Annotated in this window: 27 protein-coding genes; 12 read left to right on the top strand and 15 right to left on the bottom strand. The window is 63.8% G+C overall.

All coding sequences use genetic code 11. From position 1 onward, the window contains the following. Positions 1 to 36 precede the first annotated feature (36 nt). From D9V28_RS05820 to D9V28_RS05810, 3 genes are read left to right on the top strand one after another with little or no spacing between them, the layout of a single operon-like run. Complete coding sequence (locus tag D9V28_RS05820; protein ID WP_121658695.1) at positions 37 to 2,655, top strand: ATP-binding protein; 2,619 nt, start codon at positions 37 to 39, stop codon at positions 2,653 to 2,655. After that, positions 2,648 to 3,532 carry a hypothetical protein gene (locus D9V28_RS05815; protein ID WP_183086433.1) on the top strand — a complete coding sequence of 295 codons (885 nt, stop codon included), beginning with the start codon at positions 2,648 to 2,650 and terminating at the stop codon, positions 3,530 to 3,532. The genes D9V28_RS05820 and D9V28_RS05815 overlap by 8 nt, the downstream gene beginning before the upstream one ends. Before the next feature lie 35 nt (positions 3,533 to 3,567). After that, positions 3,568 to 4,932: a maltokinase N-terminal cap-like domain-containing protein gene (locus tag D9V28_RS05810; protein ID WP_121658694.1), complete on the top strand. Its 1,365-nt coding sequence runs from the start codon at positions 3,568 to 3,570 to the stop codon at positions 4,930 to 4,932. Between the two features lie 97 nt (positions 4,933 to 5,029). Here the strand turns inward: D9V28_RS05810 and D9V28_RS05805 are convergent, their stop codons facing one another. The 6 genes from D9V28_RS05805 to D9V28_RS05780 all read right to left on the bottom strand — a co-directional run bounded on the left by D9V28_RS05805 (position 5,030) and on the right by D9V28_RS05780 (position 8,732). Then, positions 5,030 to 5,416 carry a tautomerase family protein gene (locus tag D9V28_RS05805; protein ID WP_121658693.1) on the bottom strand — a complete coding sequence of 129 codons (387 nt, stop codon included), beginning with the start codon at positions 5,414 to 5,416 and terminating at the stop codon, positions 5,030 to 5,032. Between the two features lie 180 nt (positions 5,417 to 5,596). Then, positions 5,597 to 6,112 (bottom strand): mycothiol transferase, encoded by a 516-nt coding sequence (locus D9V28_RS05800; RefSeq protein ID WP_121658692.1) that lies wholly within the window; start codon positions 6,110 to 6,112, stop codon positions 5,597 to 5,599. Beyond that, a complete protein-coding gene (locus D9V28_RS05795) occupies positions 6,109 to 6,813 on the bottom strand; it encodes a hypothetical protein (protein WP_121658691.1) in 705 nt (234 codons plus the stop codon). The genes D9V28_RS05800 and D9V28_RS05795 overlap by 4 nt, the downstream gene beginning before the upstream one ends. Then, positions 6,810 to 7,214, bottom strand: a complete 405-nt coding sequence (locus tag D9V28_RS05790) for a DoxX family protein (protein WP_121658690.1) — start codon at positions 7,212 to 7,214, stop codon at positions 6,810 to 6,812. The genes D9V28_RS05795 and D9V28_RS05790 overlap by 4 nt, the downstream gene beginning before the upstream one ends. Positions 7,215 to 7,268: 54 nt before the next feature. Then, complete coding sequence (locus D9V28_RS05785) at positions 7,269 to 7,505, bottom strand: hypothetical protein (RefSeq protein ID WP_121658689.1); 237 nt, start codon at positions 7,503 to 7,505, stop codon at positions 7,269 to 7,271. 39 nt (positions 7,506 to 7,544) lie between these two features. Further along, entirely contained in the window at positions 7,545 to 8,732 is a 1,188-nt protein-coding gene (locus tag D9V28_RS05780) for a baeRF2 domain-containing protein (protein ID WP_147440918.1), read from the bottom strand. A gap of 263 nt (positions 8,733 to 8,995) precedes the next feature. On the opposite strand from D9V28_RS05780, the gene glgX reads away from it, so the two are divergent. The 3 genes from glgX to treZ are packed head-to-tail and all read left to right on the top strand — an operon-like array spanning position 8,996 to position 15,311. Next, positions 8,996 to 11,203 carry a glycogen debranching protein GlgX gene (gene glgX / locus D9V28_RS05775; protein WP_121658687.1) on the top strand — a complete coding sequence of 736 codons (2,208 nt, stop codon included), beginning with the start codon at positions 8,996 to 8,998 and terminating at the stop codon, positions 11,201 to 11,203. 5 nt (positions 11,204 to 11,208) lie between these two features. Then, a complete protein-coding gene (gene treY, locus D9V28_RS05770) occupies positions 11,209 to 13,542 on the top strand; it encodes a malto-oligosyltrehalose synthase (RefSeq protein WP_121658686.1) in 2,334 nt (777 codons plus the stop codon). Beyond that, positions 13,539 to 15,311 (top strand): malto-oligosyltrehalose trehalohydrolase, encoded by a 1,773-nt coding sequence (treZ, locus tag D9V28_RS05765; RefSeq protein ID WP_121658685.1) that lies wholly within the window; start codon positions 13,539 to 13,541, stop codon positions 15,309 to 15,311. Before treY ends, treZ begins: the two co-directional genes overlap by 4 nt. On the opposite strand, the gene D9V28_RS05760 is transcribed toward treZ, so the two are convergent. Both D9V28_RS05760 and D9V28_RS05755 read right to left on the bottom strand, forming a co-directional pair. Further along, complete coding sequence (locus D9V28_RS05760) at positions 15,308 to 15,811, bottom strand: O-acetyl-ADP-ribose deacetylase (RefSeq protein ID WP_121658684.1); 504 nt, start codon at positions 15,809 to 15,811, stop codon at positions 15,308 to 15,310. The two genes, treZ and D9V28_RS05760, sit on opposite strands and share 4 nt — an antisense overlap. A gap of 7 nt (positions 15,812 to 15,818) precedes the next feature. Continuing rightward, entirely contained in the window at positions 15,819 to 16,595 is a 777-nt protein-coding gene (locus tag D9V28_RS05755) for an MBL fold metallo-hydrolase (RefSeq protein ID WP_121658683.1), read from the bottom strand. A gap of 156 nt (positions 16,596 to 16,751) precedes the next feature. Here D9V28_RS05755 and D9V28_RS05750 point away from each other — a divergent pair, with 156 nt between their 5' ends. Then, positions 16,752 to 17,105 carry a nuclear transport factor 2 family protein gene (locus D9V28_RS05750; RefSeq protein ID WP_121658682.1) on the top strand — a complete coding sequence of 118 codons (354 nt, stop codon included), beginning with the start codon at positions 16,752 to 16,754 and terminating at the stop codon, positions 17,103 to 17,105. A gap of 6 nt (positions 17,106 to 17,111) precedes the next feature. Here the strand turns inward: D9V28_RS05750 and D9V28_RS05745 are convergent, their stop codons facing one another. Continuing rightward, on the bottom strand, positions 17,112 to 18,086 hold the full coding sequence (locus D9V28_RS05745) for an LLM class F420-dependent oxidoreductase (protein ID WP_121658681.1): 975 nt from the start codon (positions 18,084 to 18,086) through the stop codon (positions 17,112 to 17,114). A gap of 60 nt (positions 18,087 to 18,146) precedes the next feature. After that, positions 18,147 to 18,518, bottom strand: a complete 372-nt coding sequence (locus tag D9V28_RS05740; RefSeq protein WP_121658680.1) for a VOC family protein — start codon at positions 18,516 to 18,518, stop codon at positions 18,147 to 18,149. A gap of 110 nt (positions 18,519 to 18,628) precedes the next feature. Between D9V28_RS05740 and D9V28_RS05735 the strand changes: the two genes are divergently transcribed. Both D9V28_RS05735 and D9V28_RS05730 read left to right on the top strand, forming a co-directional pair. Beyond that, positions 18,629 to 19,006, top strand: coding sequence for a VOC family protein (locus D9V28_RS05735; RefSeq protein WP_121658679.1), 378 nt, complete (start codon positions 18,629 to 18,631; stop codon positions 19,004 to 19,006). Positions 19,007 to 19,056: 50 nt separating this feature from the next. After that, on the top strand, positions 19,057 to 20,556 hold the full coding sequence (locus D9V28_RS05730; protein WP_121658678.1) for an SDR family oxidoreductase: 1,500 nt from the start codon (positions 19,057 to 19,059) through the stop codon (positions 20,554 to 20,556). On the opposite strand, the gene D9V28_RS05725 is transcribed toward D9V28_RS05730, so the two are convergent. The 3 genes from D9V28_RS05725 to D9V28_RS05715 are packed head-to-tail and all read right to left on the bottom strand — an operon-like array spanning position 20,540 to position 22,893. Next, positions 20,540 to 21,664: an acyl-CoA dehydrogenase family protein gene (locus D9V28_RS05725; protein WP_121658677.1), complete on the bottom strand. Its 1,125-nt coding sequence runs from the start codon at positions 21,662 to 21,664 to the stop codon at positions 20,540 to 20,542. The genes D9V28_RS05730 and D9V28_RS05725 overlap by 17 nt on opposite strands. An 18-nt stretch (positions 21,665 to 21,682) precedes the next feature. Beyond that, complete coding sequence (locus tag D9V28_RS05720) at positions 21,683 to 22,063, bottom strand: RNA-binding S4 domain-containing protein (protein ID WP_121658676.1); 381 nt, start codon at positions 22,061 to 22,063, stop codon at positions 21,683 to 21,685. Continuing rightward, positions 22,060 to 22,893, bottom strand: coding sequence for an MBL fold metallo-hydrolase (locus D9V28_RS05715; RefSeq protein WP_121658675.1), 834 nt, complete (start codon positions 22,891 to 22,893; stop codon positions 22,060 to 22,062). Before D9V28_RS05715 ends, D9V28_RS05720 begins: the two co-directional genes overlap by 4 nt. Positions 22,894 to 23,063: 170 nt before the next feature. Here D9V28_RS05715 and D9V28_RS05710 point away from each other — a divergent pair, with 170 nt between their 5' ends. Continuing rightward, positions 23,064 to 23,393: a DUF7882 family protein gene (locus D9V28_RS05710; RefSeq protein ID WP_121658674.1), complete on the top strand. Its 330-nt coding sequence runs from the start codon at positions 23,064 to 23,066 to the stop codon at positions 23,391 to 23,393. A 100-nt stretch (positions 23,394 to 23,493) separates the two neighbouring features. Here the strand turns inward: D9V28_RS05710 and D9V28_RS05705 are convergent, their stop codons facing one another. Next, the gene (locus tag D9V28_RS05705) at positions 23,494 to 24,039 is read right to left on the bottom strand and encodes a Dps family protein (RefSeq protein ID WP_121658673.1); all 546 of its coding nucleotides are present in this window, start codon (positions 24,037 to 24,039) and stop codon (positions 23,494 to 23,496) included. Between the two features lie 196 nt (positions 24,040 to 24,235). On the opposite strand from D9V28_RS05705, the gene D9V28_RS05700 reads away from it, so the two are divergent. Then, entirely contained in the window at positions 24,236 to 25,366 is a 1,131-nt protein-coding gene (locus D9V28_RS05700; RefSeq protein WP_121658672.1) for a type III polyketide synthase, read from the top strand. Then, positions 25,363 to 26,178, top strand: coding sequence for a class I SAM-dependent methyltransferase (locus D9V28_RS05695; RefSeq protein ID WP_229727733.1), 816 nt, complete (start codon positions 25,363 to 25,365; stop codon positions 26,176 to 26,178). Before D9V28_RS05700 ends, D9V28_RS05695 begins: the two co-directional genes overlap by 4 nt. On the opposite strand, the gene D9V28_RS05690 is transcribed toward D9V28_RS05695, so the two are convergent. Further along, positions 26,087 to 26,968, bottom strand: a complete 882-nt coding sequence (locus D9V28_RS05690) for an SGNH/GDSL hydrolase family protein (RefSeq protein ID WP_183086432.1) — start codon at positions 26,966 to 26,968, stop codon at positions 26,087 to 26,089. The two genes, D9V28_RS05695 and D9V28_RS05690, sit on opposite strands and share 92 nt — an antisense overlap. Positions 26,969 to 26,982: the final 14 nt, after the last annotated feature.

The following is a 26,982-nucleotide window of genomic DNA, read 5'->3' as shown; positions in this document are numbered from 1 at the left end:
TGGACGCGAGGGTGTCTCACGTTCGACAATTCCTGCATGGATCGACAGCCCGGCACGATCCGCACCCCCGACCAGAGGCTGCGCATCTTTGTCAGCTCGACGCTGAAGGAACTCGCCGCTGAGCGTGTGACGGCGAGGGCGGCCATCGAGCGCCTGCACCTGGCACCGGTGATGTTCGAGCTTGGGGCCAGGCCGCATCCGCCAAGGGACCTCTACCGTGCGTACCTCGCGCAGAGCGACGTCTTCGTCGGCCTGTATTGGGAACGTTATGGCTGGGTCGCACCAGGGGAGGAGGTCTCAGGGCTCGCTGACGAGTACCTGCTCGCACCGCGGTCAATGCCGAAGCTCATCTACATCAAGGAGTCAGCTCACCGGGAGCCGCGACTGGTCGAATTGCTCGACAGGATCCGCACGGACGACATGGCCTCGTTCAAGTACTTCACCGAGCCCGCTGAGGTCGGCGAGTACGTCGAGGCCGATCTCGCCATCCTGCTGGCCGAACGTTTCGCACTGGGGCAGGTGACGACGGTTGCTGACGTCGACGAAGCCACGACCGCGCGCTCCGGCCTGCCAGCTCCGCTCACCGAGCTAATCGGCAGGGCGACCGAGCTCGACACTGTCGAGTCCCTGTTGCGCGACCCGGCCGTTCGCCTTGTCACCCTCGTCGGCGCAGGGGGTATCGGCAAGAGCCGACTGGCTATCGCAGCCGCGTCGCACGTCGCCGATGCGTTCTCCGGAGGGGTGTGCTTCGTCGACCTTGCACCTGTCCACGACGAGACAGCGGTGCTCGCCACCATTGCAGGGGCTCTGGGGGTTCGCGACACCGGAGACGGGTCGCTCGAAGAGAAGCTCGTCGTCGCGATCCGGGATCGCCGGGTTCTGCTCGTCCTGGACAACTTCGAACAGGTGGTCGACTCAGCGCCACGTCTGGCCGCGCTGCTGGTGAGCTCACCCGGCCTGACCGTTCTCGTCACGAGTCGCACTCGTTTGCGGGTCTCTGCCGAGCGCAGCTTCGAGGTGGGCCCGCTCAGGTTGCCCGTGCCCGGGCGTCCCACAACGGCCGAGCATGTCCTGGCGGCTCCGTCGGTTGCCCTCTTCACCGAGAGGGCCAGGGCTGTGAAGCCCGATTTTCAGATAACGGATGCCAACGCCTCCGCGGTTGCCTCGCTCGTCACCCGGCTCGATGGTGTGCCACTGGCGCTCGAGCTTGCCGCGGCGAAGGTGCGGCTGCTCACGCCGGCCGCCATGCTTGAGCGGCTCGATCGATTGCTACCGTTCCTCAGCGGAGGGCTCCGCGACCTCCCGGACCGCCAGCAAACCCTCAGGAAGACGATCGAGTGGAGCACCCAGATGCTTGGGGAGGACGAGAAACAACTCCTCGCAACCCTCGGTGTCTTTGAAGGCGGTTTCTCGCTTGAGGCCGCCGAAGCTGTCTACAGTCCCGGCCGAGGCACAGACACCCTGAGCGTGCTCGGCACGCTTGTCGACAACAGCCTCGTCCGTCAGGAAGACAGGGTCGCCCGCTCGTACTTTTCCCAACTCGTGACGGTACGCGAATTCGCTCGGGAGCAGCTCGAAGCGACGGGGCGCCTCGCCGAGGTCAGTGAGTTGCACGCCGAGTACTTCTCCCGGCTGGGGCAACAGGCGGAACGTTCGCTCGAGGGCCCGACACAGCGCGAGTGGATGAGTCGCCTGGCTGATGACAACGCCAACCTCCGCGCCACTGTGCTCTATTTTCTGTCGACGGGTGATGTGGACCGGGCGGCGCGTTTCTGCTGGACTCTCTATGTCTACTGGTGGGTAGGCGGGAGGCTGGGCGAGGTTCGCACCTGGATGACCCGGGTTCTCGAAGCCGACCCGCCGGTCTCGGGGTTCACCCGAGCCGTCGCCCTGTACTTCACCCGCGCCATCGGATTCTGGGAGGAGCCAGCAGGGCAGGTCCTTCCAGGACTCGTCGAGAGCGCCGAACTGTTTCGCGCTGAGGGGGCGACATCGGGTCAGGCCCTTGCGCTTGTCTCCGTCGCACTGGCCCGGCTGGCCTCTGACGTGCCCGATATGCAGGGCGCGGAGGACGCGCTGGAAACCAGCCTGGACTTGTTCCGGAAAGCCGAGGACAACTGGGGGCAGGCCATGGTGCTTGTGGCACTGGGGCGAACGGCGTTGCTCTCGGGAAACGTTCCAGCGGCGCTCAGTCGTTTCCGGGGGAGTCTCGCGCTCGCCGAAGAAGAGCAGGACGAGCTGAGCGAGACCATTGCTTTGCATCACCTGGGTGTGGCGCTGGCCTTTCAGGGGGACATGGACAACGCGCGCACCGCGTTCGAATCCAGTCTGACCAAGTCAGCGCGACTGCGGCATGACGACGGCATTGCCTATGGTCTGGAGGGGCTGATCGTCACTGCAGTGTCGAGCGGCGACATCCAACGGGCCGGAGTTCTCACCGGTGCGGCCCAAAAGGTGCGCGAAGAAACCGGGCTGTACAACGCGCCGACGTTCGCGTTCTACCAACCATGGGTCGACGGTGTGCTCGCCGGTGAGGGGGCCGGCGTGTTCGAGTCGGCGCGCGCGGCCGGTCGGGCGCTCAGTCTGTCGCAAGCCGTTGACTATGCGCTGCCCCCACCACTCGCTCCGGTAAACAAACAGTCAGCCAATGCGTGAGCGGCGCAGGGGGAGAGCGGTCCGCGCTGACAACGCCGTCACGGCATTCACCGCGGGCCTGAGCATCCTCGTTCTGCCGTTCCTCATCATCGCGAGTTGCCTCCTCTACGTCGCTCCAGCCAACACGGAACAGCATTTCGCGTGGACTATCGAACCCGGTGTCACCGCCATGTACCTCGCGTCGGCCTATCTCGGTGGCGTGTGGTTCTTCGGAAACGTGCTGCGTGTGCGCCAGTGGCACCGTGTGCGGCATGGTTTCCCGGCGGTGCTCGTTTTCGCCGGCCTGCTCGCCGCCGCTACAGCTCTGCACTGGGACAGGTTCCACGCCGGACACGTGTCCTTTCTCGCCTGGACGGCGCTCTACATCACTACGCCGTTTTTGGTGGGAGCCGCCCTCGTTCTGCAGGCCGGGTCAGACCCGGGAAAGCCGGCTCAGCGCGACACTGTGATCCCGGCAGGGTGGCGGATAGCGCTCGCCGTTCTGGGGCTGCTGTCCATGGGCGTCGGGGTCGTTCTCTTTCTGGTGCCCACTCTTGGGCTGGACACCTGGGCGTGGCCCCTGACCCCGCTCACCGCCCGGGTCCTCGGTGCAACGTTGACCCTGCCCGGGATGGTCAATGTGTGGTTGCTCATTGATGTGCGCTGGAGTGCGTTCCGCATCCTCTTCCAGGCACAAATGGTCAGTCTCGGATTCATTCTGGTGGCACTTGCCCTGAGTTGGTCCCAGCTCGACTTCTCCCGGGTCGCTGCCTGGCTGCTTCCGCCAGGGCTCCTCGTCACCCTGTTGCTCTACGCGCTGGTCTATGGGGTCTGTGAAATGCGCATGCGGCGCCACTTGCCGGGAACTGAACCACCTGTCAACCCCCGGGCTGTGTGACGGCCACGAAACCGCGAAGGCAATAGTCTTCCTTTATGTCCTCGCCGACGAGTCCGCTCGAATACATCTCGCCCTGGGTCGTTTCCCAACGTTGGTTTGCAAGCAAGGGGCGGGTTCCCCGTCTCGAGTCGATCGGCAGTTGGGAGATTCCTTCTGACGGCCCGAGGATCGTCACCCACCTGATCATGGACTTCTCCGCCCGGGTGCCCGTGCTGTACCAGGTGCCCGTGACCGAGAGGGCTGAGCCCCTCGACGGAGCCGAGAACGCCCTGATCGCCGAGGTTGCGACCGAGAACGGTACGACATACCTTTACGACGGACCACACGATCCCGCATACGCAACGGCGCTGCTCAGAATGATCAGCGCCAGCACCGAAGCGACCGCACACGGGGCAACAGCACACGGCCAGGTGTTCGGAGCAATCGAGTTCTCCGAAATCCTGTCCTCGAGTGTTCTGCGCGGCGAGCAGTCGAACACGTCCATCATTTACTCGGTGGTCACTGATAGTGGCATCGACAGTGTCATCTGCAAAGTGTTTCGCGCGCTCCACCACGGTGAGAACCCTGACGTTGTTCTCCAGGCGGCGCTCGCCGCCTCCGGTTCACCCAACGTTCCCCAGTCGATCGGGGCGGTTGTAGGCGAGTGGAACGACATCGGGCGGGCCAACGGGCGCGCGCTTGGGCACCTTGCGTTCGCACAAGAGTTTCTCGCAGGGTCCGAAGACGCGTGGCGATTCGCCCTGCGCTCGGCCGAGGAGATGGATGACTTCACCGAACGGGCCTACTCACTCGGCACCGTCACCGCCGAGGTCCACACACTTCTGGCCGGGTCGCTCGGCACGACAGTTCCCAGCCGAGATGAAATCGACAGCACCCTCGCCAGCTGGCGATCCCGGCTGCTGCTCGCCATCGACGAGGTTCCGGCGATTGACGAGTTCCGGGACACCATCGAGGCTCTTTACGCATCGACAGCGTCACTCGACTGGCCGCCCCTCCAACGCATCCACGGTGACTATCATCTGGGCCAGGTGCTGCTCGCCTCAGATGGGCACTGGGTTCTCCTCGATTTCGAGGGAGAACCGATGCGGCCGATGGAGGAACGCTCTCGATTCGACTTCGCCCTGCGCGATGTCGCCGGCATGCTGCGCAGCTTCGATTACGTTGCCGGCTCGCTCGGCAGCACCGAGGACGCCCAAAGCTGGACCCGCGCCTCCCGCAACGCCTTCCTCAGCGGCTACATCGAGCGTTCGGGAAACGACCTCCGCACCCACAGAGAACTCCTTGACGCGTTCGAAATGGATAAGGCGCTGTATGAGGCGGTGTACGAGGCGCGCAACCGTCCGGACTGGCTGCCGATCCCGCTCGCTGCGCTCGGCCGGCTCGCTCGACGTCAGCGATAACAGCACGGCATCGCGATCCGCGCCGGTTACCCGTGCGTTCGTAACAGCACGCCACGGAGAAACGCTGCCTGACGCCGTGCTGCAGGTGCGCGAATGCTTAGACCTTCACTGGGTAGGTGAGTTGTAACTCGTCAGCGGGCACTCCTCGAATTCCCCAATTCGCCCGAGGCGTCTCGGTGATCGTAATTTCAAGATCGTTGCCGGCGACGCCGATCGCAGCAACACTGCTGATCATCTGCCGGATGAAGTCCTTTTTTGTCGCCGTCGTGCGACCCTCGAACATGCTGACTTCGATGATGGTGTAATCGATCGAACGATCCGAGGGCGCGAGAAAGTACTCGGGATCCAGGGGGATGAAACGGTGAAATCGCTTCTCGACCGGCAGCTGGAGCGCCGATACCGCCGCCGTGTGGATCGCGTCGGACAGTGATGCGATGCGAGGGACAAGCGCCGACTTATGTCCGTAGACAATGATTTGAGCCATGCCTTACTCTCCCAGAAAGGGCGGCGACAGTTCCGCTTGTGAAGGAGACATTCTCCAACCCGGGACCGAGGGTACGGGACCGGAAAGAAGTCCGAGACCGAAATGCGATGGAACCAGACGTCTCACTCAGCTGTCCATGCTCGCGCTGCTGGCCTGTGGCCCTGTATCCGATGACGCCGCCTAGCCGTGCGACCGTAATAGCACGCCGCGGAGAAAGGCTGCCTGACCGGCGTGCTGCTGGTCGTCGGCTATCACGCTGACGAGTCGAACACCGAGGGTGACTGGCGGATCCCATTTCTCGTCGACCACGCGGTCGAGGTCACCGTCGTCCAGCCCGCGCACGAAGTGCACGGTTCGCTCGTGCACCTCATCGAAGTATCCGAGCAGCAGTTCGGGCGAGCTCACCACTACAGCCGCGACGTCGTCGCTCGAGTGCCTGTACCCGGTGTCTTCCGGCGCAAACGGCAACCGGAACCTGTCGACCCAGCCCGCCGAAATCCAGATCTGATCGGTTCCCATAAGTTCGGCCACGTGGTCGTCCTGCACTCGGGTGAGGTGCCAGATCAACCACGCGAGCGTGTTCGACTCGTCATCCACGCGCGCGAGAAGTGTCGGCGCATCAAGGCCATTCACGGCACTGTGGACGCTCTCGGAAACGCGCTGGAAAGCATCCGTCAGCAGATCAGAACTGTTCATCTCGACTCCCTCTGGCTGCGGCGTTGCACCCTCAGGTACGAAGGTTCGCGGAGCCTGCGTTCCCAGGCGTATGTTGAGGTGCCGGGCAGCGGGTGCCGCACGGGGTCGTATCGTTCGGCTGTGTCGACGGCTCCCGGTTCACGCCACAACTCCACGATTGCGAACGGATGCCATAAGCCAAGCGGTTGCGCGTGGTACAGCTTCAGTCGCCAGCTGGTCTCGTCGAGGGCACGGGCAAGCTCGTCGGGGTCGGTCGGCAGGTCTTCGGGCTCGAGCGTGCGTGCGGCCAGGAGAATCGGGCCGTTCGGTGTGCGTAGCGGCATCAGCGTGGTCAGTCGTGCCCGCGACGGTGACCGGTGGGCAGCGAGCCAGAACCGGGACGGCACACCGAACCCGGTTGACGCGAACAGCACGTCGGCGGGGCGGTTCGTTGTCTCGAAGCGGAGGGCGAGCCCGATGACGTCGGGGAGCGGCGACGGAACGCCGACCGAGCGGGAGATCCGTGCTGTCACAGGCAGTTCGCTGGTGTGCGGATGATCGATGAAGTCGATGCCGGCGGGGGCCCGGTCAGTGAGCCAGCGGAGCGTCCCGCGGAGTGCTATGCCGTGTGGATGGATCGGACGAGGACGTCGAACAATGCGGAGGGTGTCGAAGATGCCGGCGATGGCGCCGCCGAGAAGCCCGGTGGGGGTGAGTGTCATGATTCGCTCCGTCCCACCCGCAGGGCGAGCGCGATCAGGGGGAGTTGCAGGGGGAGTCTGGCCAGGGCGGCCAGGAGCGCCGGGGTGCCCTTTGCGCGCACCACGCGGACCGTGCGGACGTTCGCCGGGAATACGGCCACCAGAAACACCGCCGATAACAGCCCGCCTATGCTGCGAGTGGCTCGGGTGGCGACGAGCCAGGCAAGCGCCCATTCGGCGAGACCGGAGGACACCGTCCAGAACCTGCTCGAACCGGGCAACAGGCGCGGAACTATCGCGTCAAAAACCGATGGTCGAAGAAAGTGGATAGCCCCGGTAACCGCGAACATCGAGGCGACGGACCGGGCTGCCCCGGTATCCCGTCCCGTCGAAAGCGTTGGTTTTCTCACTGTGTCGCGCATTCGACTCACAGTAGGGCGGTGACAGTCGCGCTTGCAAGAGGTTGCGCTCGCGGGTCAGTTCTCTCGTGTTGTGCCCGCCGTGCCTTCCTGCTGGTTGCCGTACTGGCTCGCCTTGCGCACCAGGTCGCTGAGGTCGCTCGCGTCGCCGTTCCGGTCGGGAAGGTCATTGAGCGTGATCAGGCCATCGGGGTCGCGTGAATCATATACGCCGGTGATGCGCTCACCGATCGACGCCCCGGGACCGGTCGCTGTGCCGTTCTTGTGGGAGTTCGCATTCTCGGTTTCACTCATGTTTAACCTTCTCTCGGCTGTTCAATTGGTTCAGCGCGCTCATGCGTTCGCCTGAGTTTGGGCACGCGAGGCTTCGTCCTGCTCCTGTTGCCAGCGCGGCGTGCCAGGAATGGCCGGGCCGGTCGGCCACCGCAGAACGGCCGCGACATCCGCTGACCTCGGCAACACACCGTGATCGACGAACATGATCTTTGACTCGGTGAGAACGGCGGCCCGCACCAGGGCCAGGAGCGCTGGGACCGGCTCAAGCACCTCAGCGCCCATTGCTTCTTCCGGCGCTGTCGCAACCCACGGTTCAGACGCGAGCGCGAGAAGAACCCGCCCATCGGCGGGTGCCTCATCGATCAGGATCGTGTCCGCCTGGCTCTGCTGGAGGGCGTGGGCCACAGGACCGATTCCGACCGCGCCGTTCTCGAAGTCTCCGGCCGACAGCCGGTCGAGCGCCGCAGACTGGTCCTGTCTCCGAATTTCTTCGAGTTTCTCTGAGACGCGGAGCTCAAGGGCGCTCCGTGAAGAACCGGCAGCGAGGACGTTGGCCGGAACCGGGCGACTGATCTCGCGAGCGGCAGGGGACAGTTCCTCGGTCAGCAGTTGCACGGCTCGCATGTCGCCAGCGAGCAGGACAAACCGCGGGCGGAGTTGGCGGACGAGCTCGTCCACAGCACCAGCCAGCTGGCTCTGGTTCTGCTTCCAGATCTCCTCCGAGTGGTGCTGATACCGGCTGTGCGCCCAGCCACCGGTTTGAACCTTCTTCAAGCTGTCTGTTCGCCCCTCCAGACTCTCCGAATGCAGGGCGGTGTGGTGCGACGCCCGATACGCATGAATCTCAGCCGTGCCCCTGCTTGCCTCAACCACCAGATAGACCACGTCGTTCTGGCGGTACCGCACGAGGGGGAGCAGGTCAGGGACGCTCAGGTAACCGGTGCTCTCCGGCCATGCGCGCGGTCCGGCGAGTACCTCGTCGATCACCGGTTCGCCATCGTGCACTGCGAGGAACCGCGCGAGTGGGCCTCCCTGGCCCGTCGGCTCAGCGAGGATCGACTCGACAGCGGCGAGATCTCGCTCTGGAGCGCCCGCCCGCGCGAGGTCGTCGCTCACCTGTCGACGCCGGGACTCCGCGTCCTGCCCTGGTCCGTCCGACAGTCCGTTCGCGTCGATGAACACCGTGGAGAATTTGCCCTCTCGGCGCCAGAGCTCAGCTAGTTTCCGTGCTTGTGAATCCAACACTCGCTTGTCCCTCCTCTTCGACAGGCTCACACCGCATCGAAAGGCCCGTCCCTCACGTCGGTGCCGCGACTCCCATGAAACCCGCCAGCGTTGGACATTACAAGGGCTTGTGCCAACTGCGCGTTCTCGATTGCGGAAGCTCCATACCATCCGAACGGCCGGAAAGCTAGACCCGGCGATCACAGGGTCGCACAGCGAGAGACGAACTAGATTTGATAAACCCGTGCGATCTGACGCTCGGTGGAGCCCCCACAAGGAGACCGATGGAAAGCTGGCCTGGAACCGCGTACCCGCTTGGTGCCACATTCGACGGAAGTGGCACGAACTTCGCGATCTACAGCGAAGCGGCGGAACGAGTCGAACTGTGCCTCTTCGACGAGGACGGCACAGAAACGCGAATCGAAGTGCGGGACTCCGAGGCCTTCATCTGGCACTGCTACCTGCCTGAGGCACAGCCCGGCCAGCGATACGGCTACCGTGTCCACGGCGAGTACGCACCCGAGAGGGGCCTCAGGCTCAACCCGAACAAGCTGCTCCTTGACCCATACGCCAAGGCAACGTGCGGATCCTATGACTGGGACCAGTCGCTGTTCTCCTACAACTTCGGTGACCCAGACTCTCGCAACGACGAAGACAGCGCAGCGCACTCGATGCTCAGCGTCGTTGTGAACCCCTTCTTTGACTGGTCGGGCGACCGCCACCCGAAGACCCCGTACAACAACAGCGTGATCTACGAAGCCCACGTCAAGGGCCTGACGAAGCTCAACGAGCAAATCCCGGAGCAGCAGCGCGGCACCTACGCAGGTATCGCTCACCCCGCCACGATCGAGCATCTCCAGCGACTCGGCGTCACCGCCATCGAACTGATGCCGGTGCACCAGTTCGTCCAGGATTCGACGCTCCTCGACAAAGGCCTCCGGAACTACTGGGGATATAACACCATCGGGTTCTTTGCTCCGCACAACGAGTACTCGGCGACCGGCGAGATCGGCCAGCAGGTGCAGGAATTCAAGGGCATGGTCAAATCCCTTCACGCCGCAGACATCGAGGTCATCCTCGACGTGGTGTACAACCACACGGCCGAAGGCAACCACATGGGACCGACCCTCTCATTCCGTGGAATCGACAACGAGGCGTACTACCGACTCGAAGATAACGACAAGCGCTACTACACCGACTACACAGGCACGGGCAACACACTCAACGTGCGCCACCCGCACTCGCTTCAGCTCATCATGGACTCCCTTCGTTACTGGGTGACCGAGATGCACGTCGACGGCTTCCGCTTCGACCTGGCGTCTGCACTGGCTCGCGACCTCTATGAAGTCGACAAGCTGTCGACCTTCTTCGAGCTCGTTCAGCAAGACCCCATCGTCTCCCAGGTGAAGCTCATCGCGGAGCCATGGGACGTCGGCCCCGGCGGGTACCAGGTGGGAAACTTCCCCTCCCAGTGGACCGAGTGGAACGGAAAGTACCGCGACACGGTGCGTGACTTCTGGCGCGGAGAACCGTCAACACTCGGTGAATTCGCCTCACGGATCACCGGCTCAGCCGATCTCTATGAGCACTCCGGCCGCCGGCCGGTCGCCTCGATCAACTTTGTGACCGCTCACGACGGCTTCACCATGCGCGACCTTGTCTCCTACAACGAGAAGCACAATGATGCGAACGGTGAAGACAACAACGACGGTGAGTCACACAACCGGTCGTGGAACTCCGGCGTTGAGGGCGACACGGACGACCCCGAAGTTCTTGGGCTGAGGGCGCGGCAACAGCGCAACATGATTGCGACGCTCCTGCTCTCGCAGGGTGTGCCGATGATCCTTCATGGCGACGAACTCGGCCGAACCCAACAGGGAAACAACAACGGGTACGCGCAAGACAACGAGCTGACATGGTTGAACTGGGACGTTGTTGACGTTCCGCTTATCGAGTTCACCTCAGCCGTGGCCCGACTGCGCAAGGAACACCCCGTGTTCCGCCGGAGCCGGTTCTTCGACGGTCGCCCGGTACGGCGCACCGAAGGCGAACCGCTTCCCGACATCGTCTGGCTCAACCGTGACGGCATGGAAATGCAGCCTGAAGACTGGGACGAGAACCTGGCCCGGACCGTCGGTGTGTTTTTTAACGGCGAGGGTATCCGTGAACGAGATGCGCGCGGTCAGAACGTCAGCGATGTGCACTTCCTGCTCTACTTCAACGCTGACGTTGAGGACGCTGAATTCACGCTTCCGCCAATGGAATATTCTCCCGAATGGGAGATCGTTGTCGACACCGCCGGTGAAGGAGCGGACAGCGTCGCGCGTCCAGCAGGAGCAATCCAGACGGTGAAGGCACGATCGCTTCTTGTCATGCGCGCCTACCGAGCCCCTGAGGTTGAACCGGATCACTCGGTCGCCGCATCGCTTGCGGTCCTGAGCGGGTCCCAGACCACTTCGAGCACCGAAGTGAAACCGGGAGCAGTGAGTTGAGCGACATGAGGATTCCCGTCTCCACGTACCGGCTTCAGGTCCGGGAGTCGTTCGATCTGGATGCTGCAGCTGAGGTGGCTGACTACATCCGGAGCCTCGGTGCCGACTGGCTCTACCTGTCGCCGTTGCTTGAGGCCGAGGCCGGGTCTGACCACGGCTACGACGTCGTCAACCACTCCCACATCGACCCGGTTCGGGGTGGGGCTGCAGGGCTTGAACGGCTCGCCGCGAAGGCTCGGCAGTCCGGCATGGGAATCCTCGTTGACATCGTGCCCAACCATGTCGGCGTTGCTACTCCCGCGACAAACGCCTGGTGGTGGGACCTGCTTACCCACGGGCAGGAATCGCGATATGCCGAGGCGTTCGACGTCGACTGGGCAGCCGGTGGCGGCAAGATCCGGATCCCGGTTCTCGGTGACGGAGACGGCGAACTGGACGAACTCACGCTCGTCGATGGTGAGCTGCGCTACTACGACAATCGCTTCCCCATCGCGCCAGGTACGGCGGATGACGGTGCAGACGCGCGTATGGTGCACTCCCGCCAGAATTATGAACTGATCAACTGGCGCAAGGCTGACTCTGACCTGAACTACCGACGATTCTTCGCCGTCAACTCTCTCGCCGGCATCCGCGTGGAGGTTCCGTGGGTGTTCGACGAGTCGCACGCCGAGATCCTCCGCTGGGTGAAGGAAGATCTCGTTCACGGGCTCCGTGTTGATCACCCGGACGGTCTCGCACAGCCCGGCGACTACCTCGATGACCTGCACAAGGCAACCGGCGGCATCTATGTCCTCGTGGAGAAGATCCTTGAGGGTGATGAGGGAATGCCGCCCAGTTGGGCCGCAGCGGGAACGACGGGTTATGACGCACTCGGCGACATCGACCGGGTCCTGGTTGACCCGGCCGGACGTAGCCGCCTTGACGCACTGGAAGGAAGGCTTGAGGACACGCAGGCGTCGATGGACGACGTCTGGCCCGAGCTGATCTACGAGAACAAGCGCCACATCGCCGACGGGATTCTGCGGTCTGAGGTGCTTCGGCTGGCGCGGCTCGTGCCGGAAATCGACGGTGCTGACGACGCGCTTGCCGAAATACTTGCCTGCTTCCCCGTCTATCGGTCGTACCTGCCGTTCGGCGAGGAGCACCTCGCGGAGGCGGCTCGCTCAGCGACCGCCCGCCGACCCGAGCTGGCCTCGCGTGTCGAGGCTCTCTATCCCGTGCTCTCCGACCCGAAGCATCCGGCCGCCGTCAGGTTCCAGCAAACCTCCGGCATGGTGATGGCAAAGGGTGTCGAGGACACGGCGTTTTATCGGTTCAGCCGACTCACGTCGCTCAACGAAGTTGGGGCTGACCCGGGCGAGTTCGCGATAGACGTCGCTGAATTTCACCGCCGCCAGCAGTCTCGCCAGGCGACGCTACCGGCATCACTCACCACGCTGTCCACCCACGACACCAAACGCGGTGAAGACGTGCGCAGTCGTATCTCCGTGATTGCCGAGATACCGGAAAAGTGGGAAGCGACCCTGGACCGGCTCCGCGAACTCGCGCCGCTCGGCGACGGTCCGTTCGAGCAGCTGCTGTGGGAAGCGGTCCTCGGGGCATGGCCGGCGTCGCGGGAGAGGCTCCACGCGTACGCCGAAAAGGCTGCCCGCGAGGCCGGAACGTCCACAACATGGACCGCTCCGAACGAGAAGTTCGAATCGGCCATGCACGGTCTCATCGACGCCGTCTTCGACAACGCCGAAGTGCACGAGATCGTCACAGGTTTCGTCGACACTGTGGCGCAGGCGGGGTGGTCTAATTCGCTGGCGGCCAAGGTCATCCAGATCACCGCTCCCGGTGTGCCCGACGTCTATCAGGGCAGCGAACTCTGGGAGACGTCACTCGTTGACCCGGACAACCGCCGTTCGGTCGACTTCGCCTTGCGACGTGAATCTCTGGCACGGGTCGACCGTGGCTGGCTTCCGCCCATCGACGAGACCGGTGCGGCAAAACTCCTCGTCACCGCTCGCGCGCTTCGGCTGCGACGGGATCGTCCCGAGTGGTTCTCCCGCTACCTGCCGGTCCCCGCGTACGGCTCAGCCGCCGATCACGTCGTCGCCTTCGACCGTGGCGAGGCTCTCACCGTGGCCACCCGCCTTCCCGTGGGGCTCGAGAACAAGGGCGGCTGGGGTGACACCACGATCGTCGTCGCCGGTCGACCTCTCGTCGATGCGTTCACCGGGGAACGATACGCGGGCGGCACCCTCCGGCTCGCCGATCTGCTGCGACAGTACCCGGTCGCGCTCCTCGTCCCTGACAACACAGACCTCACAGCACTCTTGGGAGATTCCGAATGATCAGCAGACGCCACCGCGAGCCGTTAACCGTTTGGGCGCCGGCCGCAAGCCGGGTCGATCTTGTGCTCGGGGACTCTTCAATCCCGATGACACGGGGCAGGGACGCGTGGTGGGTACCGGCATCCGACAGTCTGAATGTGGGTTCCGAGACCGACTACGGTTTCCTCATCGACGGAGAAGGACCATTTCCCGACCCCCGATCGTTGCGGCAGCCGGAGGGCGTCCACGGGCTTTCTCGTACCTACGATCCGGCGACGTACCGCTGGAAGGATTCTGCCTGGAGCGGGCGTCAGCTTGCCGGGGGAGTGATCTACGAGATGCACGTCGGAACGTTCACTCCGGATGGCACCCTGGACTCGGCGATTGACCGGCTCGACCACCTGGTTGAGCTTGGCGTCGACTTCGTTGAAGTGCTCCCCGTCAACGGTTTCAATGGAACCCACAACTGGGGCTACGACGGAGTGCTCTGGTACACGGTGTCGGAGAACTATGGGGGCCCGGCCGCCTACCAACGCTTCGTCGATGCCTGCCATGCCGCTGGCCTCGGAGTGATCCAGGACGTTGTCTACAACCACCTCGGACCGAGCGGAAACTACCTGCCGAAGTTCGGGCCGTACCTGACGGATGGCCCGGGCAACACCTGGGGTTCCTCGGTGAACCTCGATGGAGAACACTCCGATCAGGTGCGTAACTACATTCTTGAGAACGCCCTGATGTGGCTCGACGAATATCACGTCGACGGACTCCGCCTCGACGCCGTGCACGCGCTCGTCGACTCCCGCGCCACTCATCTGCTCGAGGAGATGGCGACGGAGGTCGCCGCCCTGAGCGCTGCTGTGCGCCGCCCCCTCACCCTCATCGCCGAGTCTGACCTTAACGATCCGACGCTCATCACCCCGCGTGAGGCAAACGGATATGGGCTCGATGGCCAGTGGAGCGACGACTTCCACCACGCCGTGCACGTCGCCCTCAGCCGGGAAACCACCGGATACTACGCGGACTTCGAGCCACTGTCTGCCCTCGCGAAGGTGCTCACCCGCGGGTTCTTCCACGATGGCACGTTCTCAAGCTTCCGCGGCCGAATCCACGGTCGGGCGATCGACACGGAGCGGATGCCGGCCTGGCGCCTCGTGGTCGCCAACCAGAACCACGACCAGATCGGTAACCGAGCTACCGGCGACCGACTGTCGGCAAGCCTCGATTCAGGCCAGCTCGCCATCGCAGCGGCGCTCACCCTCACGTCGCCGTTCACGCCCATGCTGTTCATGGGTGAAGAGTGGGGTGCGAAGACGCCGTGGCAGTTCTTCACCTCCCACCCGGAGCCTGAGCTCGGGAAGGCGACGGCCGAGGGACGCATCGCGGAGTTCGAGCGTATGGGCTGGGACCCGAACGTTGTGCCTGACCCGCAAGAACCATCGACCTTCGCGAATTCGAAGCTCAACTGGGATGAGCTTCAAGACGTGGACTCGGCCCGGCTGCTCGACTGGTACCGCGAGCTGACCGCACTTCGACGCTCGCGCCCTGACCTGCTGGATCCGCGCTTCGGTGCGACGAGCGTCGAGTTCGACGAGGACGAGCGCTGGCTGGTGCTCCGTCGCGGCAGCGTGGCGATCGTGATCAATTTCGACGAGCAGGAGCACACGGTTTCAGCACCCGTTGGCGCGGAACTGCTCTCGTTCGCATCTGACGGCGACGCGGTCCGTGATCGGCGAGAAGGCATCATTCAGCTGGCGCCGCACTCCGTGCTCATCGCCGAGCTGACCGATTAGACATCGAGAGCTGCCCGGAACGCCTCGAGCGTTTGCGCTGAGAACAGCACAAATGTGACGTCCATCGGCGGGTCGACCTCGCGGACCGCCCGAACCGCAATCCGGGCGGCATCCGCGAGCGGCCAGCCGTACACGCCAGCGGAAATCGCCGGAAAGGCGATGGTCTCGGCGCCAAGTTCGTCAGCAACGCGCAGGCTGTTTCGATATGCGGATGCCAGAAGCTGCGAGCGATCCTCATTCGGGTCCCAGATGGGACCGACCGTGTGGATCACGTGTTTCGCCGGCAATCGTCCCGCTGTGGTCGCCACAGCTTCCCCTGTTGGCAGTCCGCGCGGGAACGTGGTTCTTCGCAGTTCCCTGCAAGCCGCCAGAATCTTGGGGCCTCCAACGCGGTGGATTGCTCCATCGACACCGCCTCCGCCGAGCAGTGACGTGTTTGCCGCATTGACAATGGCGTCCACTCGCATCGTCGTGATATCGCCGCGAACCGGTGTGATCATGGTGTTATCAGGACGCCCCGAGAGCGCGAGCCGCGTCGACAGCTGCACGGACACCGCCTGACCACGGGTCGCCGTGGCCGGGCAGAACAAGTTCGGCATCGGTGTCGGCGAGCGCCGTCAGTGTGTCGAGGGCCATAACGGAGTCGGCAGTTGCTGCGCCGGCGATGATTTGAGCACCACGGGAACCCTTGTACGGATCGAGGGTGACGAGCGCGTCTCCGGAGAGCAACGCGCCGCGACCGGCGAGATGCAATGCGGTGTGGCCGAACGTGTGACCCGGGGTGAAAATAATCTGCGGTTGACCCGGCACATTGAGCATGCCGCTCTCTGGAAGGTACTCGACGTTCTCCACACCCTTGACGGCAAGCGCGCCGGCCGCCGTCATGCCCGCGAGTACGGGTATCGCCGCCGGGTAAAGCAACGGATACACAAACGGTGTGCGTTCCCTCTGATACTGGTAGGGGTGGGCGGCAAGATGCTCGTCAGCGCGGTTCACCCAGATCGGCACCCGCAGCTCCGCCTGTGCCCGGGCGGCGAAGCCGATGTGATCGAAGTGGGCGTGGGTAAGCACGATCGCTTCGATGTCTGTGCGTTTGTATCCGATCTCGTCGAGGGCCAGCAGTAGCGGTGCCCAGGTCGACGGAAAGGCGGCGTCGACGATGGTAATGGACCTGCCGTCTTCAATGAGGTAACAGTTCACGTAGGCGTGCTCGAGTCGGTGAACCCCCTGTGCTACATTCTTCGTCAGCGTCGCTCGCCGTCCTCGACGCGGTGCGTGTGCCATTCTCGCCTGCCTCCCTGCCGGCGTTTCCCACCAGCGTTGCGGACAGCGTAGCCCGGCGAATTCGGCAAATCACAGGGGTTGATTGTTCGGCCGCGAAGGTCCATCCCGCACGTCGCCAGGCTTCCAACTCCCGGTGAGCTGCGCTATACCGGGAGGATGGCCTCGCACATCGACCAATGGCTGAACGGTTACCTCCGAGCCTGGCAGAGCAACAGAGCAAACGACATTCGCGCGCTCTTCACCGAGGATGCCGAGTATCGCACCGAGCCGTGGGTCCAGCCATGGCGCGGTGTCGATGCCATTGTCGACGGATGGCTCGAGCGACAGGACCTACCAGGGACGGCTGAATTCACCTGGTCGGTGATTGCCGAAACGGATGCTGTCACAGTCGTCGAAGGCAAGACGACCTATCGGGACGGACCGACATACTCGAACCTCTGGGTAATCAGTTTCGACGCGAACGGTCGAGCACGCAGTTTCACCGAGTGGTGGATGGACCAGTCGTCGTGACCTGAATTACAGGGCCCGAAGCTTCTCAAGCAGCGGCTCGGCAGCATCGGCAAGAAATGCGTCCTGACCCTCATTACCCACCTGAATGAGTGCGATGTCTGTATAACCGGCGTCGACAAACGCGCGAGCGCTTTCCGCGATTTCATCGAGGTCAGGACCGCACGCGATCGACTCGGCAACGTCTTCCTCGCGTACGAACTGCGTCGCACCGGCGAACCCGGCGGGCGTCGGCAGGTCGGCGTTGACCGCCCAGCCGCCGGCGAACCAGCGGAACTGTTCGTGCGCCTTCGAGATCGCTTTTTGCTTATCAGGGCCCCAGCAGATGGGGATCTGGCCGATCACCCGCGATTCGTCTGTCGTGCCGCCCTTGGCCGCTCGCCACCCCGCAACGAGCTCCGGGTCAGGCTCTGTCGAGATGAAGTGATCCGAGAGTGGAGCGAACCTCGCGATGGACTTCTCGCCCGAAACGGCGACGCCGATCGGCACGCCGGAGTCCGGAACGTCCCAGATGCGGGCGGAGTCGACGCGAAAGTACGAACCCTCCCAGGTCACGAGCTGGCCGGTGTGAAGCTCACGGATGATGGTCACCGCCTCCTCGAGCATGTCCTGTCGCACGTCGACGGATGGCCAGCCCTCACCGACGACGTGCTCGTTGAGGTTCTCGCCCGAACCGAGCCCGAGGATGAACCGGCCCTCGGCGAGTATCTGGAGAGTCGCCGCACTCTGCGCGACGACGGCCGGGTGATATCGCATCGTCGGACAGGTCACAAAGGTGGCCAGCTCGACCCGGCTCGTCACCTGCGCCACCGCGCCAAGAACCGTCCAGGCGAACGGCGCGTGTCCCTGTTCGGTGAGCCACGGCGAGTAATGGTCGCTCGACACTTCAAAGTCGAACCCGGCGTTCTCGGCCGCAACGGCATAACGAACGAGTTCTCGTGGGTCGCTTTGCTCCGTCATGAGTGTGTATCCGAATCGAGTCATGCTGCGACGCTGCCACCGGATCTTTCACAGCTCAAGGGCTTGCGCCATCCGCCGCGACCGTTATGTTCGTTGCGGCAACTCCTGCAGCGCCCAGCTGTTCCCGTCCGGGTCATCGAAGTAGACAAACCGACCCCACGGCTGCTCGTCAACATCACTGGCGAGCACCCCGCCGTCGATCAGCTGCGCCCTCGCGGCATCCGCGTCACTCACGACGATCTGGATACCCTTCTGTGAGCCAGGCGCCATTTCGGTGATACCGGTGCCCATCGCGATTGAGCACGCTGAGCCCGGTGGGGTGAGCTGTACGAACCGAAGCTCATCCGAGACCCGGTGGTCGGAGTCGAGGGCAAAGCCGACCCTGTTCGTGTAGAAGTCGATGGCGCGGTCCACATCGGTGACCGGCACCGCAATCAGCTCGATCTTCCAGTCCATGGCGTCCTCCGGGGGTCGATACTTGGGTTGCACCAGTGTAAAAACGGAATGAGGACAACGGGAGTCCTTATTCGGAACCCCCATGCACAACGCACGCAAAGGAGCTACACATGCTGACCACAACATCCGCGTTCGGTGGATTCAGCGTCGACGACATCGACGCTGCACAGGAGTTCTACGGCACGACTCTCGGCCTCCAGGTGGCTACCGGTGAGATGGGCATTCTCCACCTCACCCTTCCAGGCGGGGCCGAGGTCATCGCCTACCCGAAGCCCGACCACACTCCAGCGTCGTTCACGATCCTCAACTTCCTGGTTTCTGACGTCGGCCGAGCCGTCGACGAGCTGAACGCCGCTGGAGTGACGACCAAGATCTACGATGACGAGCAGTTCCCCACAGACGACAGAGGCATCATGAGCGGCAACGGCCCGTCGATCGCCTGGTTCCGCGACCCGGCCGGCAATGTCTTGTCTGTGATCGAGGAGTGAATTCTCGTGCCGCGCGCCCGGCGCGGCCACCGTCGACGTAGTGTCGACTCATGTCTCGCATTCTCGTCACAGGAGCCACCGGCTACGTCGGCGGTCGCCTCGTCCCCAAATTGCTTGAAGCCGGTTTCGCGGTGCGGGTGCTCGTGCGCAGCCCGCACAAGCTGGTTGATGTTCCGTGGCGAAACGACGTTGAAGTGGTTGAGGGCGATCTAGCGAACACGGATGCCGTCACCGCGGCGTGCGTCGACGTCGACACTCTCTATTATCTGGTGCACTCCATGGGGGCAGGCGGACGTTTCGAGGACATCGAGGCGGCCAGTGCTCAGACGGTGGCCGAGGCGGCCGGGAACGCGGGCGTGTCCCGGATCATCTACCTGGGCGGACTGCATCCCGCAACTGGCGACCTCTCCGAGCACCTCAGATCCCGCGTTGCCGTCGGCGAGATTTTTCTGAACTCGCCTGTCCCGACGATCGCGTTCCAGGCCGGCGTTGTTATCGGCTCCGGTTCCGCGTCATTCGAGATGATCCGGCACCTGACCGAGGTGCTGCCGTACATGCCTGCACCGAAATGGGTACGAAACCGGATCCAGCCGATCGCGATTCGTGATGTCCTGCACTACCTCGTCGAGGCGGCCAGGCTTCCTGGCGCTGTTCAGGGCACTTTCGATATCGGTGGTCCTGACATTCTGCGTTACGGGCAGATGATGAACGGGTATGCCCTCGAGGCCGGGCTCAAGCAGCGCCCGATCGCTTCCCTGCCCGTGCTCACGCCGTGGCTGGCGTCGCAGTGGGTCAACCTGGTCACGCCGATTCCGCGCAGCCTCGCCGTTCCGATCATCGCGTCGTTGCAGTACGACTGTGTCGTTACCGAGCACGGAATCGACGAGTACATTCCTGCTCCGCCCGGCGGGCTCACCGGCTACCGTGCCGCGGTGCGGTTGGCCCTCGCCCGGATGCGTGATGGCGATGTCGAAACCAGCTGGCAGGACTCGTCGGTCTTTGGAGCTCCGAGCGATTCATTGCCAAGCGACCCCCTCTGGGCCGGGCACGTCGTCTACACCGACCTCAAGGAACGTGAGACAGCGGCGACCCCCGCCGATCTCTGGGCGGTCATCGAGGGTATCGGCGGCGAGAACGGGTGGTACTCGTTCCCGCTGGCCTGGGCTGCGCGCGGGTGGATGGACAAGCTCGTCGGGGGAGTCGGGTTGCGGCGCGGACGGCGTCATGCCTCCCGGCTGCAGACCGGTGACGCCCTCGACTTCTGGCGGGTCGAACTGCTCGATCGGGGTTCCCGGCTGCGGCTGCGCGCCGAGATGAGGGTGCCAGGCCGCGCCTGGCTTGAGCTCTGCGTCGAGGAAACCGCGACCGGTTCTCGTTACCGCCAGCGTGCAGTTTTCTTTCCGCAAGGGCTCGGCGGTCGCCTGTACTGGTTCGCCATACTGCCGTTCCACGGCGTTATCTTCAACGGAATGGCGAACCGGATCAGCGTCGAGGCGGAGAAGCGCACAGCTGAGGCAGCGCTCGAACGCAGCCTTACCGCGGTGGGCTGACCGGTCCGAGCAGGTGGTTGGCGACTGTGGAGTGCGCCGATTCCGGGTCGCTCGGGTGGAACAGGCCGGCGAGGGCGTCGCGATACAGTCGGCCCAGCTCGTGATCGGCCGAATACGACGCGCCGCCGGAGCAGCGGATCGCCTTCTCGACCACGTCCCTGGCGACGTCGACAGACCGGGTCTTGGTTCCGACGAGCAGCCGGAACCACGCACTTCCATGGTCGACCGAGTTGTCGACGTCGGTGGCGAGCGACTCGATCTGCGGCGCCAGCGAGTCGAGCGCCATGGCGGCGTCTGCGAGCTGCCAGCGGATGTCTGGATCGTCTGCGTAGCGTCGTCCTCCGGCTTTCTTCGATGTTCTGCGGTGTGCGGCCTCGACACCGAGTTCGAGCGCACGGTCAGCGATTCCGGCGTACACCGAGCTGATCAGCAGGAGGAAGTTGCTGAAGATTCCGAAGATGTACGGGTCGGCACTCGGGCCGACCGGGAGGATCCGCGCGATTCGTTCTGCGGGCACACGGGCGTTCTCGAGAACCGTGGTGAAACTCTGCGTTGCGCGCATGCCGAGGGTGTTCCAGTCGCCGACGGCCCGGTGTCCTTCGCTGTTCCGCGTGAGGTACCCGTGCACGAGCACGGGGGAGTCCGGGTCCGTGTCGTCCCTGCCAAAGATGCCCAGCCGGGTCCAGGCCGGCGACAGCGAGGTGAAAATCTTTGTTCCGGTGAACAGGTACGAGCCGTCCTGCTGCGGTTCCGCTCGCGTGCCAGAGTCGAACATCACCTCGTCGTTTCCCGCCTCGCTGTTGCCGAAAGCGAACAACTCACCGGCCCTGGCCTCGTCGAGGATCCAGTCCAGGCTGAAGTCGCCCCGATCGTGCAGTACGCGGGCGACACCGACAACGACGTGGTGCATGTTGATGGCGAGTGCTGTCGCAGGGGCGAAGCGCGCGAGCAGTCGCTGGTTGTGTGCGGCATCAAGCAACGATTGCGGGGCAAGGTACCCGGCCGCGCGGAGCTCGTCCAGGTCCTCAGTGGGAAAAACATTGTCGCGGTCATAGCCTGGCGCGCGGGAACGGATCCGCTCGAGCAGGTCTGGAGTCAGCACGGTCACAGGCCCAGCCTAGGCCGCTCAGTCGTCGGCGGGCTCCCGACCGCGCAGCTTCTCCAGGTCGCGCCGTTCACGTTTCGTCGGCCGGCCGGCACCGCGGTCACGGGTCGGAGCGAGGGCAACTTCCTCCCGGGGCGGCGGAGGCGGAGTTGTGTCAATCAGGCACTCAGCGGCTGCCTGTGCCCCCATTCGTTTCGTGGCCAGGCGCGTCACGGTCACAATGCGGTCGAAACCGTGCTCGCGGATGCGAACCTCGTCGCCGATTTTCACCGGGTACGCGGCCTTGACCCGCTCACCGCCGACCCGAACGTGGCCGCCACGGCACGCGGTCGTCGCCATCGAGCGGGTTTTGTACACGCGCACGGCCCACAGCCAGCTGTCGATCCGCACGGTCGACGTCATGATGTTTGCCCGGCGAGCAGGGTGTAGCCGCGGTAGACAGCGGCTTCGGTGATTGGTTCGGGCAGGCCGGTGGCAGCGGAGAGCCGATCTATCACCAGCTCGAGTGGTTCAGAGCGGGAATACGATTCACGGATGCCATCAGCTACGTTGCGCAGCAGAACGGCCTGCTGTCGAAGAAAGGCCACGTTTACTGGGGCTCCGTGACCAGGCACGATCACGTCGGCGTCGGTCATTCGCCCGGCGAGGGCGTCGAGCTGGACCGGCCAGTCGAACGGGAAGCTGCCCGAGCCGAACATCGGCGGTCCGGACTCCTCGACGACGTCTCCCACAATCCAGGTGTGGGCGTCCGGCACGTGCACAACGAGGTCTGTGTCGGTGTGTCCTGGGCCGAGGGGCACCAGGCGCACGAGCCGGTTGCCGATGTCGAGCTCAATTTCGGCGTCGATCAGCACTGCGGGGGGAGTGAGAACGACGTCGCGCCAGTCATACTGCGGCTGCGCAGCGGGGTCCTCTCGCCACACGTCCAGCCGGGGCGACTCGAAGGCGGCGAAGTGAGCGGGGATCCGGGAATGCCCGTACACCGTCGCCGTTGCGGCGAACTCCGAGTTTCCGAACGTGTGGTCGTAGTGTGCGTGAGTGTTCACCACACGGGTGACGTCCCCGAAACCGAGGGTCATGGCATCCGCTCGGATTTCTGATGCCTCACGCGGATTGCAGCGGGTGTCGACAAGTAGCAGGCCTTCGTCACCGCGAATCAGTGTGACGGAGATATCGAGCGGGGAGTAGCGCCGGACGTAGACCCGGTCGGCGATTTCGGTCCACAGCGGCATGGCTTCGATTCTACGGCCGGATCGCACGTGTTCTGAGGTGAACTCTTACCTCGCCTGCCCGGTCAGGCTAGTGTTTCGGTAAGCAGTGTTTGCTGGCCGCTTCCGCGGACGAATTCCGCGCGGCGCCTGGGCACGTCGAATCGCCAGGTGGTATTGGGGAAAGGTCTGACATGGGAAAGCTTTACTACGATTCGACACTGACCGTCGATTTTGATGACCGTGTGCTTGCGCACCTGCAAATCGTCATCGGTGCAAAGCTTCGGAGAGGCGAATCGTTCTACTTCAGCTGGAAGGACGACCCCGCTGTCGGAGACGGTCGAAGCACAATCTGGCTTGCTCCCCACATTCCACTGCACTACAAATACTTCGGTTCGAGGCTGCCTTCGCTCAACCGTGACTGGATCCTCGCGTTGAGTGCGTCGTCGAACTCCGCAAGCGGACTCCAGATCGTGCCTGAGCCACAGGCCAAAGCCGGTGGGGCGTCGGCGGACGTCGAATAGGGGCGCCTGTCGTCCGCACCAAAATGAGGAACAGGCATCCGTCGCCAAACCGAAACATCGCCGACCTCCCAGGGAAAGATCGGCGATGTGTTCGACGTGATTAGCCCTTTGAGCTTGAGCGGTTCTCCGCGCTGACCATCCACGCGAACTGTTCAAGCTTCGCGATGATCGCGTGCAGGATGTCTGCTGTCGTCGGGTCTTCCTCGTCGATGGCGTCGTGTACGTCACGCATGGTGGCGACCGTTGCCTCGAGGCGGACCGTGATCAGGTCGACGGTCTGGGCGGTGTCTGTCTCACCGTTGGGGTATGCGGGCAGTGTTGTGGTCGATGCGACCGTATCGCTGCGTCCGTCCGGGACGGCGTGCAGTGCCCGCATGCGCTCAGCAACCTCGTCAGAGAATTCGCGAGCGGCCTCGATGATCTCGTCAAGCTGCAGGTGCAGATCACGGAAGTTCTTGCCGACGACGTTCCAGTGCGCCTGCTTGCCCTGAATGTGCAGCTCGACCAGGTCGACGAGCACCTTCTGCATGTTCTCGGCGAGCTCGCTGGATGCGATGAATCCGCGCTCGGGCTTCTGCCTGCGGGTGGTCTTCGCTCCGGAGTTCGACGAAGTGGTCCTTGTTCGTTCCTGCGTTGCCGTTGCCATAGTCCTGTTGTCCTTTCGGCCGGTGTGATTGGATCAGGCTAGGCCGCGACCTGGACCGTTCTCAAGGCCTTGCGCGAGCGTCGAAAACACGACAGGAGGTTGTGGACGGGTTGTTCGTGGGACAAATCGTGTTCGGATAGTTTCTTCTCGCGCAACCGGCCGTGAACAGGGGGCGCTGGTGTTTAGAGTGTGATCTATGCCAGCGCATGTACGAACCATCCAGACTGCAGTTCCGCCGACGATCCTCGATCAGTCGGTGGCGCGGGAGATTTTCGCGTCCCAGGATGGGCTCACGCGGCTGGGAGAGCGGCTTGTGCGAACCTCGTTCGATGTTTCGGGAATCGACACGCGCCACACCGTGGTCGAAGAGCTCGATGGGTCGACGCCCGTCGGCGAACCCACGTTCTATGACGCTGCCGCTGGTGCGTTGCTTGCGCCATCAACCCGCACCCGCAATGAGGTCTATATCGAGGCGGCTCGTACTCTGTTCGTCGACGCTGCGCGGCGCGCGCTCGATGACTGTGCGGAGATCGAGGCCAGTGATGTCACGCACGTCGTCACCGTCTCGTGCACCGGGTTTTACTCCCCGGGTCCGGACTACGAAATTGTGCGCAAGCTCGGTCTCGCCACTGGTACCCAGCGCTACCACATCGGATTTATGGGGTGCTACGGCGCGTTCCCCGCGCTGCGGGCGGCTGCCGCATTCTGCGAGGCTGATCCTCGGGCCGTTGTACTGATCGTCAGCTGCGAAGTGTGCACCATCCATGTTCGATCGTCCAACGACCCCGACCAGATCGTGGCCTCGAGCGTGTTTGGTGACGGAGCGGCGGCGGCGATTGTCACAGCTGCACCCGGGCCGGCAGGAACGCCGACGTTGAGGATCGACAAGCTCGCCAGCGAACTGACGCCGGTCGGCGAGGAAGATATGGCGTGGACGATCGGTGACACCGGATTCGAAATGGTGCTGAGCGCTGCGGTGCCGAAGATCATCGACACCTACATTCGACCGGCCCTGGAGCCCCTGCTCGTCGACGAGCCATGGCTGGCCGAAGACCTGCCGAATCGAATCGCGCGCTGGGCCATCCATCCTGGCGGACGCAGCATTCTCGACAAGGTCCAGTCCACCCTCGGCCTTAGTGTCGAACAACTCACGCCGTCGCGACGCATCCTTCGCGACTACGGAAACATGTCGAGCGCCACAGTGCTCTTCGTCCTCAAGGAGATTCTCCAGTCCCCGGGCGATGTGAGCGAGGAACGGGTGTGCGCCATGGCGTTCGGGCCAGGCCTAACCGTCGAAACTGGCTTGTTCACCCGGGTCGACCGGTGAGAACACGTTCTGGCGTCGCGGGGTGGCTCCGCTTCCGTGACATTGAGGTCGCGGAGCGGATGGACGATCCTGAGTGCGACCTGCCCACACTGTTCCGTACCTATGCGCAGTTCCCGGTGATCAACGGGATCGTTGCCGGCTGGGGAATTACCTACCGGGCCGAGATCCGGCCACGGTTCACGGGAACGCACCACACTCTCCTCGACATTGGGACGGGTGGAGGTGACGTCGCTCGTGCGCTACACAGGCTTGCGCGACGCGACGGCGTCACGCTCTCGGTCACCGCGATAGACCCCGATCCGCGTGCGGCCGCATACGTTCGCAGCCTGCCGACGAGGGAGGGTGTCACCTACCGCCAGTGCACCAGTTCGGAACTTGTTTCCGAAGGGGCGACTTTCGACTTCGTCGTCTCCAACCACGTTTTGCACCACCTCTCCGCACCTGAGCTTGGAGCGGTGCTTGCCGACTCTGAGCGGCTCGCACGGCGACTGGTGATTCACAGCGACATTCGGAGAACCCGCCTCGGGTACGTTCTCTACGGCGCCGTCACGGCGATCCTCTTCCGGCGGTCCTTCGTGCGGGAAGACGGACTCATCTCCATCCGGCGAAGCTTTCTCCCTTCAGAACTTCGGGATATTCTTCCTCGCCGCTGGCGGGTGAAGTCTCAACCGTTCTTTCGGACGCTCAGCATTTTTGACGCGGCCGAATCGCTTCGGATTGTCAGCGCTGGAGGGCGTCGAGCACCGTCGATGCTGTCAGTGCTGATCCCGCGGGCGTCGGGTGCAGCAGGTCGGGCAGAAGCAGAGTCGTGACGTCAGGTGAATCGAGGTACGCGGAGTGCACGTCGACGGCGCGAACCTCCTGGTGCTCAGCGAGCCAGCCGGTCACGTGGTCGATGACGTCGTCGTGGGCGGCAGAGTACTGGTCGAGTCGGGGATTCTCGAGGAGCGCTGCGTAGCCGATCTGTGACGGCCAGTGGCGTTCAATCTCGGCAACCAGCGCGGTGAACTGCTCCCCGACCTGGGCCGGCTCCAGCACATTGTTGAGGCCATGATTGAGGATCACGAGGTCAGGTTCCACCGGAATAAGAGTGTCGAAGTTGGCGAGTGAGTACTCGGCGGTCTTGCCGCTCGCCGAACCGTTCCACACCTCGAGCGGGGCATGCGGTGCGTTGTCGTTGGAGCGAATCGGCTCGAGGTACGCGCTCGACAGCACGTCCCACGGGTGTTGAACGAGTGGCCGGTCGAGTTCTTCGGAGAGAGCTCGAAACGCAACGTCGACCCACTCACCGGGTTCATTGCCGGTGGAATCACCAATGACCTGCACGACGAAGGTTCGGTCCGCGTCTTTCATCAAATCTCGAGCGTCGACGAATGACGCCAGGGAAAACGTCGAATCGGCAGCGGCAGCCACCGTGCCGCCTGAGCCGTCGCCTGGCGTCGCTGTCACGGCAACCGGACGCGGTGATAGCGCGAAAAACAAGGCGCCAACGGCGGTGGCGATCGCAACGGGAACGCCCACCCTGAGTGCGATTCGGCGGCGCAGTCTGGGCGAAATGTCGAGCCGGCCGATCTGATCGCCGGTTCGCGGATTGCGCTGCATGTGTAAAGAGTACG

The organism is Mycetocola zhadangensis (genome assembly GCF_003668565.1).
In the GTDB taxonomy this organism is placed as follows: Bacteria; Actinomycetota; Actinomycetes; order Actinomycetales; family Microbacteriaceae; genus Mycetocola_A; species Mycetocola_A zhadangensis.
Note: the sequence above shows the minus strand (reverse complement) of the source record. Positions and strands in the feature narration are given on the sequence as shown.

Bases quoted from the DNA above. Each gene is read 5' to 3' on its own strand.
- D9V28_RS05820 (WP_121658695.1), top strand. From the start codon at position 37: ATGGATCGACAGCCCGGCACGATCCGCACCCCCGACCAGAGGCTGCGC.
- D9V28_RS05815 (WP_183086433.1), top strand. From the start codon at position 2,648: ATGCGTGAGCGGCGCAGGGGGAGAGCGGTCCGCGCTGACAACGCCGTC.
- D9V28_RS05810 (WP_121658694.1), top strand. From the start codon at position 3,568: ATGTCCTCGCCGACGAGTCCGCTCGAATACATCTCGCCCTGGGTCGTT.
- D9V28_RS05805 (WP_121658693.1), bottom strand. From the start codon at position 5,416: ATGGCTCAAATCATTGTCTACGGACATAAGTCGGCGCTTGTCCCTCGC.
- D9V28_RS05800 (WP_121658692.1), bottom strand. From the start codon at position 6,112: ATGAACAGTTCTGATCTGCTGACGGATGCTTTCCAGCGCGTTTCCGAG.
- D9V28_RS05795 (WP_121658691.1), bottom strand. From the start codon at position 6,813: ATGACACTCACCCCCACCGGGCTTCTCGGCGGCGCCATCGCCGGCATC.
- D9V28_RS05790 (WP_121658690.1), bottom strand. From the start codon at position 7,214: ATGCGCGACACAGTGAGAAAACCAACGCTTTCGACGGGACGGGATACC.
- D9V28_RS05785 (WP_121658689.1), bottom strand. From the start codon at position 7,505: ATGAGTGAAACCGAGAATGCGAACTCCCACAAGAACGGCACAGCGACC.
- glgX (WP_121658687.1), top strand. From the start codon at position 8,996: ATGGAAAGCTGGCCTGGAACCGCGTACCCGCTTGGTGCCACATTCGAC.
- treY (WP_121658686.1), top strand. From the start codon at position 11,209: ATGAGGATTCCCGTCTCCACGTACCGGCTTCAGGTCCGGGAGTCGTTC.
- treZ (WP_121658685.1), top strand. From the start codon at position 13,539: ATGATCAGCAGACGCCACCGCGAGCCGTTAACCGTTTGGGCGCCGGCC.
- D9V28_RS05760 (WP_121658684.1), bottom strand. From the start codon at position 15,811: ATGATCACACCGGTTCGCGGCGATATCACGACGATGCGAGTGGACGCC.
- D9V28_RS05755 (WP_121658683.1), bottom strand. From the start codon at position 16,595: ATGGCACACGCACCGCGTCGAGGACGGCGAGCGACGCTGACGAAGAAT.
- D9V28_RS05750 (WP_121658682.1), top strand. From the start codon at position 16,752: ATGGCCTCGCACATCGACCAATGGCTGAACGGTTACCTCCGAGCCTGG.
- D9V28_RS05745 (WP_121658681.1), bottom strand. From the start codon at position 18,086: ATGACTCGATTCGGATACACACTCATGACGGAGCAAAGCGACCCACGA.
- D9V28_RS05740 (WP_121658680.1), bottom strand. From the start codon at position 18,518: ATGGACTGGAAGATCGAGCTGATTGCGGTGCCGGTCACCGATGTGGAC.
- D9V28_RS05735 (WP_121658679.1), top strand. From the start codon at position 18,629: ATGCTGACCACAACATCCGCGTTCGGTGGATTCAGCGTCGACGACATC.
- D9V28_RS05730 (WP_121658678.1), top strand. From the start codon at position 19,057: ATGTCTCGCATTCTCGTCACAGGAGCCACCGGCTACGTCGGCGGTCGC.
- D9V28_RS05720 (WP_121658676.1), bottom strand. From the start codon at position 22,063: ATGACGTCGACCGTGCGGATCGACAGCTGGCTGTGGGCCGTGCGCGTG.
- D9V28_RS05715 (WP_121658675.1), bottom strand. From the start codon at position 22,893: ATGCCGCTGTGGACCGAAATCGCCGACCGGGTCTACGTCCGGCGCTAC.
- D9V28_RS05710 (WP_121658674.1), top strand. From the start codon at position 23,064: ATGGGAAAGCTTTACTACGATTCGACACTGACCGTCGATTTTGATGAC.
- D9V28_RS05705 (WP_121658673.1), bottom strand. From the start codon at position 24,039: ATGGCAACGGCAACGCAGGAACGAACAAGGACCACTTCGTCGAACTCC.
- D9V28_RS05700 (WP_121658672.1), top strand. From the start codon at position 24,236: ATGCCAGCGCATGTACGAACCATCCAGACTGCAGTTCCGCCGACGATC.
- D9V28_RS05690 (WP_183086432.1), bottom strand. From the start codon at position 26,968: ATGCAGCGCAATCCGCGAACCGGCGATCAGATCGGCCGGCTCGACATT.